At 70.9% G+C, this 16,318-nt stretch carries 13 protein-coding genes and 1 pseudogene; 12 read left to right on the top strand and 2 right to left on the bottom strand.

Features of this window, described 5'->3' with window-relative positions; all coding sequences use genetic code 11:
* From QF037_RS21995 to QF037_RS21985, 3 genes are all read left to right on the top strand, one after another.
* Window positions 1–786: a type II secretion system F family protein gene (locus QF037_RS21995; protein ID WP_307027820.1), complete on the top strand. Its 786-nt coding sequence runs from the start codon at window positions 1–3 to the stop codon at window positions 784–786.
* Between the two features lie 73 nt (window positions 787–859).
* The gene (locus QF037_RS21990) at window positions 860–1,069 is read left to right on the top strand and encodes a DUF4244 domain-containing protein (RefSeq protein ID WP_307027818.1); all 210 of its coding nucleotides are present in this window, start codon (window positions 860–862) and stop codon (window positions 1,067–1,069) included.
* On the top strand, window positions 1,056–1,427 hold the full coding sequence (locus QF037_RS21985; protein WP_307027816.1) for a TadE family type IV pilus minor pilin: 372 nt from the start codon (window positions 1,056–1,058) through the stop codon (window positions 1,425–1,427). Before QF037_RS21990 ends, QF037_RS21985 begins: the two co-directional genes overlap by 14 nt.
* Window positions 1,428–1,459: 32 nt before the next feature.
* Here QF037_RS21985 and QF037_RS51025 read toward each other — a convergent pair whose 3' ends face one another.
* Window positions 1,460–1,663: a hypothetical protein gene (locus QF037_RS51025; protein WP_373464005.1), complete on the bottom strand. Its 204-nt coding sequence runs from the start codon at window positions 1,661–1,663 to the stop codon at window positions 1,460–1,462.
* On the opposite strand from QF037_RS51025, the pseudogene QF037_RS51020 reads away from it, so the two are divergent.
* Window positions 1,565–1,765 (top strand): annotated as a pseudogene (locus QF037_RS51020) (Rv3654c family TadE-like protein); the annotation flags it as partial. The gene QF037_RS51025 and the pseudogene QF037_RS51020 overlap by 99 nt on opposite strands.
* Window positions 1,766–1,805: 40 nt before the next feature.
* Here the strand turns inward: QF037_RS51020 and QF037_RS21975 are convergent.
* The gene (locus tag QF037_RS21975; RefSeq protein WP_307027814.1) at window positions 1,806–4,331 is read right to left on the bottom strand and encodes a DEAD/DEAH box helicase; all 2,526 of its coding nucleotides are present in this window, start codon (window positions 4,329–4,331) and stop codon (window positions 1,806–1,808) included.
* Window positions 4,332–4,494: 163 nt separating this feature from the next.
* Here QF037_RS21975 and bldG point away from each other — a divergent pair, with 163 nt between their 5' ends.
* The 8 genes from bldG to topA all read left to right on the top strand — a co-directional run bounded on the left by bldG (window position 4,495) and on the right by topA (window position 16,284).
* Window positions 4,495–4,836, top strand: coding sequence for an anti-sigma factor antagonist BldG (gene bldG / locus QF037_RS21970; protein ID WP_005475923.1), 342 nt, complete (start codon window positions 4,495–4,497; stop codon window positions 4,834–4,836).
* Window positions 4,837–4,953: 117 nt separating this feature from the next.
* On the top strand, window positions 4,954–5,391 hold the full coding sequence (locus QF037_RS21965) for an ATP-binding protein (RefSeq protein ID WP_307027812.1): 438 nt from the start codon (window positions 4,954–4,956) through the stop codon (window positions 5,389–5,391).
* Window positions 5,392–5,666: 275 nt separating this feature from the next.
* On the top strand, window positions 5,667–8,078 hold the full coding sequence (locus QF037_RS21960; RefSeq protein WP_307027810.1) for a sodium-translocating pyrophosphatase: 2,412 nt from the start codon (window positions 5,667–5,669) through the stop codon (window positions 8,076–8,078).
* Between the two features lie 194 nt (window positions 8,079–8,272).
* The gene (locus QF037_RS21955) at window positions 8,273–8,887 is read left to right on the top strand and encodes a small secreted protein (protein WP_307027808.1); all 615 of its coding nucleotides are present in this window, start codon (window positions 8,273–8,275) and stop codon (window positions 8,885–8,887) included.
* Window positions 8,888–8,951: 64 nt separating this feature from the next.
* Window positions 8,952–10,469 carry a class I SAM-dependent methyltransferase gene (locus tag QF037_RS21950; RefSeq protein ID WP_307027806.1) on the top strand — a complete coding sequence of 506 codons (1,518 nt, stop codon included), beginning with the start codon at window positions 8,952–8,954 and terminating at the stop codon, window positions 10,467–10,469.
* 178 nt (window positions 10,470–10,647) lie between these two features.
* Window positions 10,648–12,876: a serine/threonine-protein kinase gene (locus QF037_RS21945; RefSeq protein ID WP_307027804.1), complete on the top strand. Its 2,229-nt coding sequence runs from the start codon at window positions 10,648–10,650 to the stop codon at window positions 12,874–12,876.
* 145 nt (window positions 12,877–13,021) lie between these two features.
* Complete coding sequence (locus QF037_RS21940) at window positions 13,022–13,219, top strand: hypothetical protein (RefSeq protein WP_307027802.1); 198 nt, start codon at window positions 13,022–13,024, stop codon at window positions 13,217–13,219.
* A gap of 248 nt (window positions 13,220–13,467) precedes the next feature.
* The gene (topA, locus tag QF037_RS21935) at window positions 13,468–16,284 is read left to right on the top strand and encodes a type I DNA topoisomerase (protein ID WP_307027800.1); all 2,817 of its coding nucleotides are present in this window, start codon (window positions 13,468–13,470) and stop codon (window positions 16,282–16,284) included.
* Window positions 16,285–16,318 lie beyond the last annotated feature (34 nt).

Genomic DNA, 16,318 nt, shown 5'->3' with positions numbered 1-16,318 from the left:
GTGAGTGCGGAAGTTGTCCACAGGCTGGGGGTGATCGCGGGAGCCGTGATGGTGCTCGCGTGGCTCGCCCGGTGGGCGGAGGGGACACGGCGGGAGCGGAGGCTTCGGCGACGGCTGACACGGCTGGTGGCCCGGGAGGCAGTGCCGGTGGGGCCTCGGGGTGAGGCGCGGAGGGTCGTGCGGCGTTGGTCGCCCTCGCTGGGCGCGGTGGTCGGCGGGTGGGTGCTGGTCGGTGGGGTCGCCGGTGTCGTGGTGGGGCTGGTCGTCGCGGTGGGGCTGTGGTGGTGGCGGGGCCGGCGGGGTGCCGAGGACACGGGGGAGTCGTACGACGTCTCGGAGGCGGTACGCCAGCTTCCGCTCGCCGCCGATCTGCTGGCGGCCTGTATCGCGGCCGGGGCGGGTCCGGTCATCGCGGCGCGGGCGGTGGGCGAGGCGCTGGGCGGGCCGGTAGGGGAGGGGCTCGCGCGGGGCGCGGCGGAGGTACGGCTGGGCGGTCCGCCGGGCGAGGCATGGCGACGGCTGGCGTCGATGCCGGGTGCCGGTCCGCTGGCGCGGTTGCTGGAACGGGCCGATGTATCCGGGCTCCCGGCGGCCGTACCGGTCGCACGGCTCGCGGCGGAGGCCCGCGCCGAGTGGGCGCGCACCGCGACGGCACGGGCCCGGCGGGCGGCGGTCATGGTGACCGCGCCGGTGGGGCTGTGCTTCCTGCCCGCGTTCATCGCGGTCGGTGTGCTGCCCGTGGTGATCGGCCTGGCCGGCGGGGTGCTGGGAGGGGGTGGTCGATGACGGGACGGGCCCGGAGCGACGGCACGTGATCGAGCGACAGCAGTCAACAGAAGCGACTCATACGGGGGTTGAGATGTACAAGGCAGTGCGGGCACGGATGTGTGCCCTGGTGTGCGGTGCGCGGGCGGCGCGGCGGGACGCGGGGATGGTCACGTCCGAGTACGCGATGGGGATCATCGCGGCGGTGGCGTTCGCGGCCGTCCTCTACAAGGTGGTGACCAGCGGAGCGGTCAGCGCGGAGCTGCAGGGCATCGTGAAGCAGGCACTCGATGCGCGGATGTGAACGAGGTCGCGCGGACCGGGGGTTCGTGACGGCGGAGTCGGCGGTGGTGCTGCCCGTGCTGGTGATGTTCGCGACGGCGCTGGTGTGGGGGCTGCTCGTGGTGGCCGCGCAGATCCAGTGCGTGGACGCGGCGCGTACGGGGGCCCGGGCGGCGGCGCGGCAGGACCCGGCCGACGCGGTCGTCGAGGTGGCCCGCGAGGCGGCACCGCGCGGTGCGCAGGTCACGGTCAGCCGGGAGCGACAGCGGGAGGGAGAGCAGGTCCGGGTGGTGGTCGTGGCGAGGCCGCCGATGCTGGGACGGCTGCCCTTCGACGTGCGGGAGGAGGCGGTGGCGTCGGTGGAGGGGGCGGGCCCATGAGGAGGGGCTTCCCGCGGTGCCGGAGTTCTGCCTCATGGCCGCTCACCTGGGAGGAGGGGCTCGCGCGGCGACGGGGTCTCGCTCGCGACCGCGGCTCCGCCACCGTCTGGAGCGTCGGTGCGATCGCCGTGCTGTGCGTGGTGTTCGGGGTCGTGCTCGCCCTCGGGCAGGCCGTCGTGGTCCGGCATCGGGCGGCCGGGGGTGCGGATCTCGCCGCGCTCGCGGCGGCCGACCACTGGGCGGAGGGCGGCGAGGGGGCCTGCGCCCGGGCGGAGCGGGTGGCCCGGGCCCAGGGCGCCCGGCTCGTGCGGTGCGTGATCGTGGGTGAGACCTCGGACGTGACGGCGGCGGCGGGCCGGGGGCCGTTCGCGGCGGAGGTCAGGGCACGGGCGGGGCCGGCGGACCTGCCCCTTCCGGTATCGGCGGAGCTGTCGTCGCCTGCGGAGCTGCCCCTTCCGGGACCGGCTGAGCCGCCCCCTCCGGCGCCGGGTCCTGTCGAGCCGGTTCCGGCGGCTCCCCCTCCGCCTCGGGCTTCTCCTCCGGCGCCCCCCGCAACAGCACCGTGAGCAACCGCACGGCTCCCCTCTTGTGCAGCGGGTCGTTCCCGTTGCCGCACTTGGGGGACTGGATGCAGGACGGGCAGCCGGCGTCGCACTCGCAGGCGGCGATGGCCTGGCGGGTGGCGGTGAGCCAGGCGCGGGCGGTGTGGAAGGCGCGCTCGGCGAATCCCGCGCCGCCGGGGTGGCCGTCGTAGACGAAGACCGTGGGGAGCAAGGTGTCGGGGTGCAGCGGGATCGAGACGCCGCCGATGTCCCAGCGGTCGCACGTCGCGAACAGCGGCAGCATGCCGATCGAGGCGTGTTCCGCCGCGTGCAGGGCGCCGCCGAGGATCTCCGGGTTGACGCGGGCCTCGTCCAACTGGTCCTCGGTGACCGTCCACCACACCGCGCGGGTGCGGAGCGTACGAGGAGGGAGGTCGAGTTTCGTCTCGCCGAGGACCTCGCCGGTGATGAGACGTCTGCGGAGGAAGGAGACGACCTGGTTGGTGACCTCGACCGAGCCGTAGCACAACCGGCCCTCGCCCCAGGGGACTTCGACATCCGTCTCCAGGACGGAGACGGCCGTCGTGTCGCGGGCCACCGTCGAGTACGTCGGGTTCGCCTCCTCGACCAGGGCGACCGAGTCCTCCAGGTCCAGGGACCGGACGAGGTAGGTGCGGCCCTGGTGGAGGTGGACCGCGCCCTCGTGGACGGTCGTGTGCGCGGCGCCCGCGTCGACCGTGCCCAGGAGGCGGCCCGTGCCGGACTCCACGATCTGGACCGGGTTGCCGCCCCCGCCGCGGATGTCGGTGAGGTCGGCGGCCCGTTCCCGGCGGGTCCAGTGCCAGGCCTTCGTACGGCGGCGCAGGAGTTTCGCGGCCTCCAACTGCGGGAGCAGGGACGCGGTCTCCGGGCCGAACAGCGCCAAGTCGTCGTCGGTCAGCGGCATTTCCGCGGCCGCCGCGCACAAGTGCGGTGCCAGGACGTACGGGTTGTCGGGGTCCAGGACCGTCGACTCCACCGGCTGGTCGAAGAGGGCCTCGGGGTGGTGGACGAGATAGGTGTCCAGGGGGTCGTCGCGGGCGACCAGGACGGCGAGGGCGCCCTGACCGGAACGGCCCGCGCGGCCGGCCTGCTGCCACAGGGACGCGCGCGTGCCCGGGTAGCCGGCGATGATCACGGCGTCCAGGCCGGAGACGTCGATGCCGAGTTCGAGCGCGGTCGTCGCGGCAAGGCCCAGCAACTCGCCCGAGTGGAGGGCCTGTTCCAGGGCGCGGCGTTCCTCGGGGAGGTAGCCGCCGCGGTAGGCCGCCACGCGTCGGGCCAGGGACCGGTCGATCTCGGCCAGCCGCTCCTGGGCGATGACCGCGACGAGCTCGGCGCCGCGCCGGGAGCGGACGAAGGCGACCGAGCGGACGCCCTGCACGGTCAGATCCGTGAGCAGGTCGGCCGTTTCGGCCGTGGCGGTACGGCGGACCGGGGCGCCCTTCTCGCCCTGCATCTCGGTGAGCGGGGGCTCCCAGAGGGCGAACACCAGTTCACCGCGCGGCGAGGCGTCGTCGGCCACCTCGACCACCGGGAGGCCGGTGAGGCGGCGGGCGGCGACCGAGGGCTCGGCGGCGGTCGCGGAGGCCAGCAGGAAGACGGGAGAGGCGCCGTAGCGGGCGCAGAGACGGCGCAGCCGGCGCAGCACCTGGGCGACGTGGGAGCCGAAGACGCCGCGGTAGGTGTGGACCTCGTCGATGACGACGTACTTGAGCGACTTCAGGAAGGAGGACCAGCGGGGGTGGGACGGGAGGATGCCGCGGTGCAGCATGTCCGGGTTGGTCAGCACGTAGTTGGCGTACTGGCGGATCCACTCGCGTTCCTCGAACGGGGTGTCACCGTCGTAGACCGCAGGTCGAACTGAATTGCCCAGCGGTTGTGAAAGTTCCTTCACAGAACGCCACTGGTCCGCCGCGAGCGCCTTCGTGGGAGCGAGGTACAGCGCTGTGGCCCCGCGGCCGTTCGGGGCCTCCGAGCCGTCCAGGAGGGCCGTCAGGACGGGCGTGAGGTAGGCCAGGGACTTGCCGGAGGCCGTGCCGGTCGCGACCACCACCGAGTCGCCGTCGAGGGCGTGCTCGGCCGCCTGTGCCTGGTGGGCCCAGGGGTGTTCGACACCCGCGGCCTGCACCGCGGCGATGACCTCCGAACGAATCCGGTCAGGCCAGACGGCATGGCGACCCTCGCGTGGGGGCAAGTGCTCCGTATGAGTGATGCGCGCAGCCCGACTCGGCCCGGCGGCGAGACGGTGCAGGACCGTGCCCGGTTCCGGCCGGGAGGCGGGTTCCGCCGAGGGTCGATCGGTTCGGTGATTCTTGGCCATCGGCACCGAGTGTGTCACTGGCGTGACGGACAATGGGACCAAGGCGTCGTGCACGCCTGCCGTAAGTGATTGAATGCCATCGCGGCTGGCGAACCGTCCTGGGGGCTTCAAGCCGAGGTGTCCCGCGGGACGACCGCTCGAGTAGCAAGGTGCTGGAGGATCCGTGGACCTGTCCCTGTCGACCCGTACCGTCGGCGATCGCACGGTCGTCGAGGTCGGTGGCGAAATCGACGTATATACCGCGCCCAAGCTGCGCGAGCAGCTGGTCGAGCTGGTGAACGACGGGAGTTTCCACCTCGTCGTCGACATGGAGGGCGTGGACTTCCTCGACTCCACCGGGCTCGGCGTACTGGTCGGCGGACTGAAGCGGGTGCGTGCCCATGAGGGCTCGCTGCGCCTGGTCTGCAACCAGGAGCGCATTCTCAAGATCTTCCGCATCACCGGTCTCACCAAGGTGTTCCCGATCCACACCTCGGTGGACGAAGCGGTGGCGGCCACCGACTGAACCACCGGCCCGGGGCGCGGAAAAAGGACCGCTCCCGGGACGGCAGTAGTACATGGGGGTCCCGGCTTTCGGCAGCCCGGTCCCCCGACAGCACGCCCGTAGTTCCGAGGGGGATGCATGGCCACCGTTGAACTCCGCTTCAGCGCGCTGCCCGAGCACGTCCGCACCGCCCGTCTGGTGGCGGCGGCGGTGGCGCGCAGGGCCGGGGTGGACGAGGCCGTTCTCGACGAGGTCAGGCTCGCCGTCGGCGAGGCCTGCTCCCGTGCCGTCGGACTGCACCAGAACAGCGGCATCACCGCACCGGTGAAGGTGCTGCTCATCGAGGAGGAGAAGCAGTTCTCCATCGAGGTGGGCGACGAGGCGCCGCGCTCGGCCCCGGGTGACCGGGCGCCAGGCGGGGCCGCCGAGGACGTGGACGTGGAGACCGATGAGGACGAGATGGGCCTCGCGGTGATCAGCGGCCTCGTGGACGACGTGGAGGTCACCGCAGGGGAGCACGGCGGGTCGATCCGTATGACTTGGCCGACCACTCCGCCGGCCGCGACGCTTCCCTGATCTCACCGTCGTAGAAGACCTCGAGGGCCCTGCTCAGCAGGGCCCTTTCTTCTTTTCTCCGAATTCGTGAAATGATTCACGATCAATCACCCGATAATTCGATCAAGCGTCAATGCCTTTGGGGCATTAGCTCTTTCGGGTTCAGTGTGGTGACTCGATCATTTGCTGAAGAGCGCGTGAAGGCTAATTCCGTTTACCGCGCACTGTTTTGATCAGGTTCCGCTACCTACAATCCGTCCACATCTTGAGCTCAGCACAGGCGTCAAGGAGGACGAATGGCGGGGCTTTCTACCCCTCATCAGTTGGACCATCCCACTTCCCTCGCAGCCGCGGTCCTGACGGACGACAACCGGATCATCATCTGGGTGATCGCCGCCGTCGCACTGGCCGCGCTCGTGGTCGCGGGCATCCTGGTACGCCAGGTGCTCGCGGCGGGCGAGGGCACCGACAGCATGAAAAAGATCGCGACAGCGATCCAGGAAGGTGCGAACGCCTATCTGGCCCGGCAGATGCGCACGCTCGGCGTTTTCGCCGTGGTCGTGTTCTTCCTGCTCATGCTGCTGCCCGCGGACGACTGGAATCAGCGCGCCGGTCGATCCGTCTTCTTCTTGATCGGCGCGGCGTTCTCGGCGGGCACCGGCTATATCGGCATGTGGCTCGCCGTGCGCAGCAATGTGCGCGTCGCCGCGGCGGCACGGGAAGCGACCCCTGCGGAAGGTGAGCCGGAAAAGGATCTCACCGCCGTCTCGCACAAAGCAATGAAGATCGCTTTCCGCACGGGCGGCGTCGTCGGCATGTTCACGGTGGGGCTCGGTCTGCTGGGCGCCTCGTGTGTCGTGCTGGTGTACGCGGCCGACGCACCGAAGGTGCTCGAGGGCTTCGGCCTCGGGGCCGCGCTGATCGCCATGTTCATGCGTGTCGGCGGCGGCATCTTCACCAAGGCCGCCGACGTCGGCGCCGACCTGGTCGGCAAGGTCGAGCAGGGCATTCCGGAGGACGACCCGCGCAATGCCGCGACCATCGCCGACAACGTGGGCGACAACGTCGGCGACTGCGCGGGCATGGCGGCCGACCTCTTCGAGTCGTACGCCGTGACCCTGGTCGCCGCGCTGATCCTCGGTTCGGCGGCCTTCGGCGACGCCGGACTCGCCTTCCCGCTGATCGTGCCGGCGATCGGTGTGATCACCGCGATGATCGGCATCTTCGCGGTCGCCCCGCGCAGGGCCGACCGCAGCGGGATGTCCGCGATCAACCGCGGGTTCTTCATCTCCGCGGTGATCTCGCTCGTGCTGGTGGCGGTCGCCGTCTTCGTCTATCTGCCGTCGTCGTACGCCGACTTCAGGGGCGAGGGCGTCACGGACAGCGGCATCCTCGGCAAGGACGGCGACCCGCGGGTCCTCGCCCTCGTCGCGGTGGCGATCGGCATCGTACTCGCCGCCGTCATCCAGCAGCTGACCGGCTACTTCACCGAGACCACCCGGCGTCCCGTCCGGGACATCGGGAAGTCCTCGCTCACCGGCCCGGCCACCGTCGTCCTCGCCGGTATCTCGATCGGCCTCGAATCGGCCGTCTACACCGCCCTGTTGATCGGCCTCGGCGTCTACGGGGCCTTCCTGCTCGGCGGTACGTCGATCATGCTGGCGCTGTTCGCGGTGGCACTGGCCGGCACCGGCCTGCTCACCACGGTCGGTGTGATCGTCGCCATGGACACCTTCGGGCCGGTCTCCGACAACGCGCAGGGCATCGCCGAGATGTCCGGTGACGTCGAGGGCGCGGGCGCGCAGGTGCTCACCAACCTGGACGCGGTCGGCAACACCACCAAGGCCATCACCAAGGGCATCGCCATCGCCACCGCCGTCCTGGCGGCGTCGGCGCTCTTCGGGTCCTACCGTGACGCGATCACGACCGGCGCGCAGGACGTCGGCGAGAAGCTGTCCGGCGAGGGTGCGCCGATGAGCCTGATGATGGACATCTCGCAGCCCAACAACCTCGTCGGCCTCATCGCGGGCGCGGCGGTCGTCTTCCTCTTCTCGGGGCTGGCGATCAACGCCGTGTCGCGGTCGGCGGGCTCCGTGGTCTACGAGGTGCGGCGGCAGTTCCGCGAGCACCCCGGGATCATGGACTACAGCGAGAAGCCGGAGTACGGCAAGGTCGTCGACATCTGCACCAGGGACGCCTTGAGGGAGCTCACCACGCCCGGACTGCTCGCGGTGCTGGCGCCCATCTTCATCGGGTTCACGCTCGGTGTCGGCGCGCTGGGCTCGTTCCTGGCGGGCGCGATCGGGGCGGGCACGCTCATGGCGGTGTTCCTCGCCAACTCCGGCGGAGCCTGGGACAACGCCAAGAAGCTCGTCGAGGACGGTCACCACGGCGGCAAGGGCAGCGAGGCCCACGCCGCGACGGTGATCGGTGACACCGTCGGCGACCCCTTCAAGGACACCGCGGGTCCCGCGATCAACCCCCTGCTGAAGGTGATGAACCTGGTGGCGCTGCTCATCGCGCCCGCGGTCATCAAGTTCAGCTACGGCGAGGACAAGAGCATCGGCGTACGGATCACCATCGCCGTGCTCTCGCTCCTCGTGATCGTCGGCGCGGTCTATGTCTCCAAGCGGCGCGGGATCGCCGTAGGGGACGAGGAGGGTGCCAAGAGGTCGGTCAAGTCGGCCGATCCCGCGGTGGTTTCGTAGGCGGTCATACGGGACGCCTGCTCAAGGGGCGGGCGGGGGGCGCGTACGGACGCGTCCCCCGCCCGTTCCGTGTGTTCACGCCCTCCTCGTGAGCCTTCTCTCACTTGGTGCAAATGGCTTTAATGCGTAATTTAACGGACACACCATCTGTGGATGTCCTCCATCTGCCGTGTATGTTCCGGGGCCGAGGAGCCATGGAAGGGACCAATCCGGTGAACAAGAAGCTCGCGGCCGCGCTGTCCGGCGGTGCGGTACTGGCGATGGCGCTGTCGGCATGCAGCAGCGGTGACGACAACAGCGAGAAGCTGGACGCCTGGGCCAAGGAGGTCTGCAGCGCGGTGCAGCCGCAGGCCAAGAAGATCGAGGCCGCCAACACGGCGATCCAGAAGCAGACCTCGGACAACAGCACGCCCAAGGACGTCCAGAAGACGGACTCCCAGGCCTTCCAGGACATGGCCGAGGCCTACAAGGCGATCGGGGCCGCCGTGCAGAAGGCCGGCGCGCCGGACACCGGGGACGCCAAGAACGCCGAGAAGAAGCAGCAGGACGCGGTCAAGGAGCTCAACACCCTCGCCGCGTCCTACGCCTCCCTGCAGAAGCAGGTCGACGACCTCAACACCAAGGACCAGGCGAAGTTCGCCGACGGTCTCAAGGACATCGCGACCGCGCTCGACAAGCTGAGCACCAGCGGCAACGACGCCCTCCGCACCCTCGAGGAGGGCGACGTCGGCAAGGCGATGGCGCAGCAGGAGAGCTGCAAGAGCGCGTCGGGCGCGCCGTCCGCCGCGCCGTCGGCCACCACCGGCTGACATCCACCCGCGCGTCACCCCGGCGCCGTAGGCATCGCCCGCGGCGCCGGTTCACAATGGGGTGGTGAGTAACGCCAGCCTTGCCCCGCTGCCCTCCGTCGACCGCCCCGACGTCGCCGCGCGTCTGAGGGACGCCCTTCTGGGCGCCTCCTTCACCGCCGACGGGCTGCTCGACCTCCTCGGTGCCCCCGCGTACGCGGCGCTCGCGCGCAGCGAGACCGTGCCCGCCCTGCGGGCGACCCGCGGGGACACGCCACTGGAGGTGCTCGTCCGGCTCTTCCTGTTGCAGCAGCCGGTGCTCCACGCGCGCGTGGCGGGAGTGCTGCCCGTGGACGCGTGTCTGGAGAGCGGGTGGCTGGTGCGCGCCGGCTCGGACGAGGTCGCCGCGACCGTCGACGTACGGCCGTACGGCGGACCCGACGGCGAGGACTGGTTCATCGTGTCCGACCTGGGGTGTGCCGTCGGCGGGGCCGGGGGCATCGGCAGCCGGGCCGAGGGCGTCGTCCTGGGGGTCGGCGGCGCCTCCATGACCCTCGCGGGCATCACCGTCCGCAGGCCCGTCTCCGCCGCCCTCGACCTCGGCACCGGCTCCGGTATCCAGGCGCTGCACGCCGCGCAGCACGCCACGCGCGTGACGGCGACCGATCTGAACCCGCGCGCGCTGCACATCACCGGGCTCACGCTGGCCCTGTCCGGCACCCCGGCGGCCGAGCTGCGGGAGGGCTCGCTGTTCGAACCGGTGAAGGACGGGGAGACGTACGACCTGATCGTCTCGAACCCGCCGTTCGTGATCTCGCCGGGCGCGCGGCTGACGTACCGGGACGGCGGGATGGGCGGGGACGATCTGTGCCGGTCGCTCGTTCAGCAGGCGGGGGAGCGGCTGAACGAGGGCGGATTCGCGCAGTTCCTCGCCAACTGGCAGCACGTGGAGGGGGAGGACTGGCAGGACCGGCTGCGGTCGTGGGTGCCGCGCGGGTGCGACGCGTGGATCGTGCAGCGCGAGGTGCAGGACGTCACGCAGTACGCCGAGCTGTGGCTCAGGGACGCCGGTGACCACCGCGGCGACCCGGCCGAGTACCAGGCGCTGTACGACGCCTGGTTGGACGAGTTCGAGGCGCGCAAGGTGAAGTCCGTCGGGTTCGGCTGGATCACCCTGCGCAGGACCGGGGCTGCCGTCCCCTCGGTCGTCGCCGAGGAGTGGCCGCACCCCGTCGAGCAGCCGCTCGGCGACACGGTCAGGGCGCACTTCGAGCGCCTCGACTACCTGCGGGAACACGATGACGCCGCCCTGCTGGAGGGCCACTTCAGGCTCGCCTCCGAGATCGTCCAGGAGCAGGTCGGGCTGCCCGGTGCCGAGGACCCGGAGCATGTCGTGCTGCGGCAGAACCGCGGGATGCGCCGGGCCACCAAGGTGGACACGGTCGGCGCGGGCTTCGCCGGAGTGTGCGACGGCTCGCTGAGCGCGGGGCGGATCCTGGACGCGATCGCGCAACTGGTGGGCGAGGACCCGGTGTTGCTGCGGGACCGTACGCCGGCGCAGATCCGGCTGCTGGTGGAGCAGGGGTTCCTGGAGCCGGCGTGAGGCCCGATCCGCGTGACGTCTGAGGCGGGCGGGCGCCACTGAGGCCCATGTGTCTGATCTGGTGGGATTGCTCCTGAAAAGGTCTCCTGTCAGTGGCACGTGCGAAGCTACCTTCGAGAGACAGAGTTCACGCGTCCTCGGGGGAGGCGCGCTGTCTCGGGTCTCGGGGGGAGGCGTGATGGCGGGGGATACGCCGGATCAAGGCGAAGGCAGGGTCATCACCGGGCGGTACCGGCTGCTGCGGTCGCTCGGCGCGGGCGGCATGGGCCGGGTCTGGCTCGCGTACGACGAGGAGTTGGCCTGCGAAGTCGCGATGAAGGAGATCGCGCTCCCGGAGGTGCCGATGGACGCGGCCGAGCCCGCCCAGCGCATCGCGCGGGCCCGCAGCGAGGCCCGGCACGCGGCGCGACTGCGCGGCCACCCGCATGTGGCGACGGTGCACGACGTCGTGGTCCACGAGGGACTGCCGTGGATCGTCATGGAGTACGTGCCGGACGCGGTCGACCTCCAGGCGGTCGTACGGCGTTCAGGACCGCTGCTGCCCGCCCAGGCGGCCCGCATCGGGCTCGCCGTGCTCGACGCGCTGACCGCCGGGCACCGGATCGGCATCCTCCACAGGGATGTGAAACCGGCCAACATCCTGCTGGCGTCGAACGCTTCGGGCGACCCGTTCGCACGCGTGCTGCTCACCGACTACGGCATCGCGCTGCAACCCGAGTCCCGCGAACCCCGGCTCACCGCCACGGCGGGCATCCTCGGCACACCGGGCTACCTCGCCCCGGAACGCGCGCGCGGGGAGCCCCCGACGCCGGCCGCGGATCTGTTCTCGCTGGGCGCGACGCTGTACTCGGCCGTGGAGGGACGCGGCCCCTTCGACCGGCACGGTGACTACGCCACCCTGACGGCGCTGCTGGGGGAGGAGCCGACGCCCGCGGTGCGGGCCGGTGAACTGGCGCCTGTGCTCCAGGGGTTGCTCGTGAAGGACCCGGTGCGCAGGTCTTCGCCGGAGACGGTGGCGCGGGGGCTGGAGCGGGTGGCGCAGGGGGCCTCGCCCGCGTGGCCCGCGCCGGCCGGTGCGGCGCCGGGGGGATTCGGGCCGCCACCCGCCGGGTTCGGGGCGGCGACACCCCAGACGCCGGGTGCGCCACCGACGCCGAACACTCCGCGGACACCGCACACTCCGGGCGGCGTACCGCAGGGGGTGGGCGGTGCGGCGGGAGCGGTGACTCCGGGAGCCGGGGGCTTCGGCCCCGGCGGTCCGGGCACGCCTGCCGGGGCGCCCCCTTCGCAGTACGACCCATGGCGGCAGGCCTCCGTATCGCAGCAGTCGCCCGAGGCCGGCAGCCCCTACACGCAAGGGCCTTACGCGAGCGGCGGCGCGCAGTCGCCCTCCGCGGGCGGTGGCGGCCCCGCGTCCTACGGCCCGTACACCGGCGGTACCTACGGCGCCGGCTGGGGCGCGGGCGGGCCGGGTGCCCCTGGCGGCGGACCACCGCCCCCGCCGTCGCCTTCCAAGAAGCGGCTCGCCGTCGTCGCGCTCGTCGTGGCCGCCGTTCTCGTCGTCGCCGGCGGCACCTGGCTGGCCGTCTCGCTGACCGGCGACGACGGTGGCGACGACACCGCCACCCCGAAGAAGCCGCCGACCTCCAGCGTGCCCAAGTCCTCGGCCCCGCCGACCGGACCGGTGCTGCCGTACGGCGATGTCGTCGGACTCAGCCAGCCGCTGGAGACCGGCGACTGTGTGCAGGCGGTCTGGTCGGGGACGCCGTTCAAGTCGGTGCCGAACCTGGGCAAGGTGAGCTGCTCCGAGGACTGGCCGGACGGACAGGTCGTGGCGGTCGACACGGCCACCGACGCCGCGGACGCGGCCGCCGAGGGCGCCGAGCGCTGTGCGAACCAGACGCGCGCGGTCGTCGACGCCCTGCCGGACGCGGCCGGCTACGCCGTCGTACCGACGAAGGAGGGCTTCACGGTGGCCAACAGCGGTACGGCATGTCTCGTACTCGGACGCCATGCCGCGATAGGCGGTGAAGTCGGCCGGTTCCGCGACGAGGGCGCCAACCTGTGGGTCGGTCAGATGAGTGTCGGCGACTGCTGGATCTACGAGGAGGGCGACGACGGCTACAACGCCCCGCTCACCGATTGCGTGAAGCCCCACACCGACCAGGTCATAGGCGTCGTCCAGGCGCCCGGCGGCATGAACTACGAGAAGGGCGCCGACAACGCGACCAAGCTCTGCGGCAACAGATTCGAGTCGACCTGGGCACCGGGTTCCGAGCGGGCCGTGTTCGGCTGGGTGGCCGACGAGGACGACTGGAACCAGGGGTTCAAGAAGGCCGTGTGCACCGTGGGACGGACCGACAACGGGAAGACGAGCGGAAAGATACCCGCGCCCGGATCGGTCTGAGCCCCCGGCCGTGAGCGGGGGCGACGGAGCAGTCCCCAGCGGCGTCGGCCCCGCGTTCACCTCGGGTTCGCCTGGCCGCCGCCCGCGCGTGTCAGCCTCCCGGGGCTGGACACGGGCAACCGGGGCACAAGGGGGCAGGGGCGTCATGGAGAGGGGACCGGCGATCTTCGCCGGGGCGATGTTCGCCCTGTTCGGAGGCGGGCTGCTGATGTGGACCGCCGTCCGGCTACGACAGCGCGAACCCGTCGCACACGGTGTGAACCCGGTCGCATCGGCGACCCTCGCGAGTCTCGCCGCCGTGGTGGCGCTGGGCCTCGGCGCATGGTGTCTCACCCGGATCTGAGGATCATGGAAAAGCCGAGGTCCCGGTAATCAGGAGGTCTCCCTCCGGTTAGGCTCGAAAGAGCCGGTGGGCACTCCGGGCGGCAGGAATGGCGGTAGTCGGGTTACCGTTCGAGTGGCCGTTGCGGGCTTTTCCCGTTTGACACGGGGGCGGGATGTACCGTCACACTCCGCAGCGTCACCATGACCCGACCCCGGGATGAAGGCGCCTGGGGAGGCCCCAAGCGTCGACCGGAGAGAAGAGCGAAGTTGTCCCCGACCAGCGAGACCGCAAAGGGCGGCCGCCGACTCGTCATCGTCGAGTCGCCTGCCAAGGCGAAGACGATCAAGGGCTATCTCGGCCCTGGTTACGTCGTCGAGGCGAGCGTCGGGCACATCCGCGACCTCCCCAACGGTGCCGCGGAAGTACCGGAGCAGTACACCGGCGAGGTCCGTCGGCTCGGCGTGGACGTCGAGCACGACTTCGCGCCGATCTATGTCGTCAACGCCGACAAGAAGGCTCAGGTCAAGAAGCTCAAGGAGCTGCTGAAGGACTCCGACGAGCTCTTCCTCGCCACCGATGAGGACCGCGAGGGCGAGGCCATCGCGTGGCACCTCCAGGAAGTGCTCAAGCCCAAGGTCCCGGTCAAGCGGATGGTCTTCCACGAGATCACCAAGGCCGCGATCCAGGCCGCCGTGGCCAACCCGCGCGAGCTCAACCAGAAGCTGGTCGACGCCCAGGAGACCCGCCGTATCCTCGACCGCCTCTACGGCTACGAGGTCTCGCCGGTCCTGTGGAAGAAGGTCATGCCCCGCCTGTCGGCGGGCCGTGTCCAGTCCGTCGCCACCCGGCTCGTGGTGGAGCGGGAGCGCGAGCGCATCGCGTTCCGGTCCGCCGAGTACTGGGACCTGACGGGCACCTTCGCGACCGGCCGCGCGGGGGACTCGAGCGACCCGTCGACCCTCGTCGCCCGCCTCCAGAGCGTCGACGGCAAGCGGGTCGCGCAGGGCCGTGACTTCGACTCCCTGGGACAGCTCAAGGGCGCCAACACGCTCCACCTCGACGAGGCCAACGCCCGTGCGCTGGCCGCCGCCCTGGAGCAGACGCAGTTCGCCGTCCGGTCCGTCGAGTCCAAGCCGTACCGCCGCTCGCCGTACGCCCCGTTCCGTACGACGACGCTCCAGCAGGAGGCCTCGCGCAAGCTCGGCTTCGGAGCGAAGGCGACCATGCAGGTCGCCCAGAAGCTGTACGAGAACGGCTTCATCACCTATATGCGTACGGACTCCACGACGCTCAGCGAGACCGCTGTCACCGCGGCCCGTGCGCAGGTCACCCAGCTGTACGGCGCCGACTACCTGCCCTCGGCCCCCCGGACGTACGCCGGAAAGGTCAAGAACGCGCAGGAGGCGCACGAGGCGATCCGCCCCTCGGGTGATCGTTTCCGCACGCCTGCCGAGACCGGACTGACCGGCGACCAGTTCAAGCTCTACGAGCTGATCTGGAAGCGGACCGTCGCCTCGCAGATGAAGGACGCGGTCGGCAACTCCGTGACGGTGAAGATCGCCGGCACTGCCGCCGACGGCCGGGACGTCGAGTTCAGCGCCTCCGGCAAGACGATCACCTTCCACGGCTTCCTGAAGGCGTACGTCGAGGGCGCGGACGACCCGAACGCCGAGCTGGACGACCGCGAGCGACGGCTGCCCCAGGTCAGCGAGGGCGACCGGCTCAGCGCCGAGGAGATCACGGTCGACGGGCACGCCACCAAGCCCCCGGCCCGCTACACCGAGGCCAGCCTGGTCAAGGAGCTCGAAGAGCGCGAGATCGGCCGTCCGTCGACGTACGCCTCGATCATCGGCACGATCCTCGACCGCGGTTATGTCTTCAAGAAGGGCACGGCACTCGTCCCGTCCTTCCTCTCCTTCGCCGTGGTCAACCTCCTGGAGAAGCACTTCGGGCGGCTCGTCGACTACGACTTCACCGCCAAGATGGAGGACGACCTCGACCGCATCGCGCGGGGTGAGGCCCAGTCCGTGCCGTGGCTGAAGCGGTTCTACTTCGGTGAAGGCACAGAGGGAGGCGCCGCCGTCGCCGGAAACGGTGACGGGGATCACCTCGGCGGTCTCAAGGAGCTCGTGACCGACCTGGGCGCGATCGACGCGCGCGAGGTGTCGTCGTTCCCGGTGGGCGACGGCATCGTGCTGCGGGTCGGCCGCTACGGCCCGTACATCGAGCGCGGCGAGAAGGACTCCGAGGGTCACCAGCGCGCGGACGTGCCGGAGGATCTCGCCCCGGACGAGCTGTCCGTCGAGTTCGCGGAGGAGCTGCTCGCCAAGCCGAGCGGTGACTTCGAGCTCGGCGCCGACCCCGAGTCCGGCCACCAGATCATCGCGCGGGACGGCCGCTACGGCCCGTACGTCACCGAGGTGCTCCCCGAGGGCACCCCGAAGACCGGCAAGAACGCCGTGAAGCCGCGTACGGCCTCGCTGTTCAAGTCGATGTCGCTGGACACGGTGACGCTCGCCGACGCCCTCAAGCTGATGTCGCTGCCGCGGGTCGTCGGCAAGGACGCCGAGGGCGTGGAGATCACCGCGCAGAACGGCCGCTACGGCCCGTACCTGAAGAAGGGCACGGACTCGCGGTCCCTCACCGCCGAGGACCAGCTCTTCACGATCACCCTCGAAGAGGCGCTGGCGATCTACGCCCAGCCCAAGCAGCGGGGCCGGGCAGCCGCCAAGCCGCCGCTGAAGGAACTGGGCGCGGACCCGGTCAGCGAGAAGCCGGTCGTGGTCAAGGACGGCCGTTTCGGGCCGTATGTGACCGACGGGGAGACCAACGCGACCCTGCGCTCCGGCGACAGCGTCGAGGAGATCACCCCGGAGCGCGGCTTCGAGCTGCTGGCCGAGAAGCGCGCGAAGGCTCCCGCCAAGAAGACGGCGAAGAAGGCGCCCGCGAAGAAGGCCCCGGCCAAGAAGGCGACGGCCGCCAAGACCGCGGCCAAGAAGACGACCACGGCCGCCAAGAAGACGACGGCGAAGAAGACCACCACCAAGAAGGCGGCGGCTTCGAAGGCCGCTTCGGAAGACTGAGTCGCGCCGCGGACCTTCACCTCGGGTTCGCAAA

Origin of the sequence: Streptomyces canus (genome assembly GCF_030815415.1) — a bacterium.
GTDB lineage: Bacteria > Actinomycetota > Actinomycetes > Streptomycetales > Streptomycetaceae > Streptomyces > Streptomyces canus_F.
This window is presented reverse-complemented; position numbering and strand designations above follow the sequence as displayed.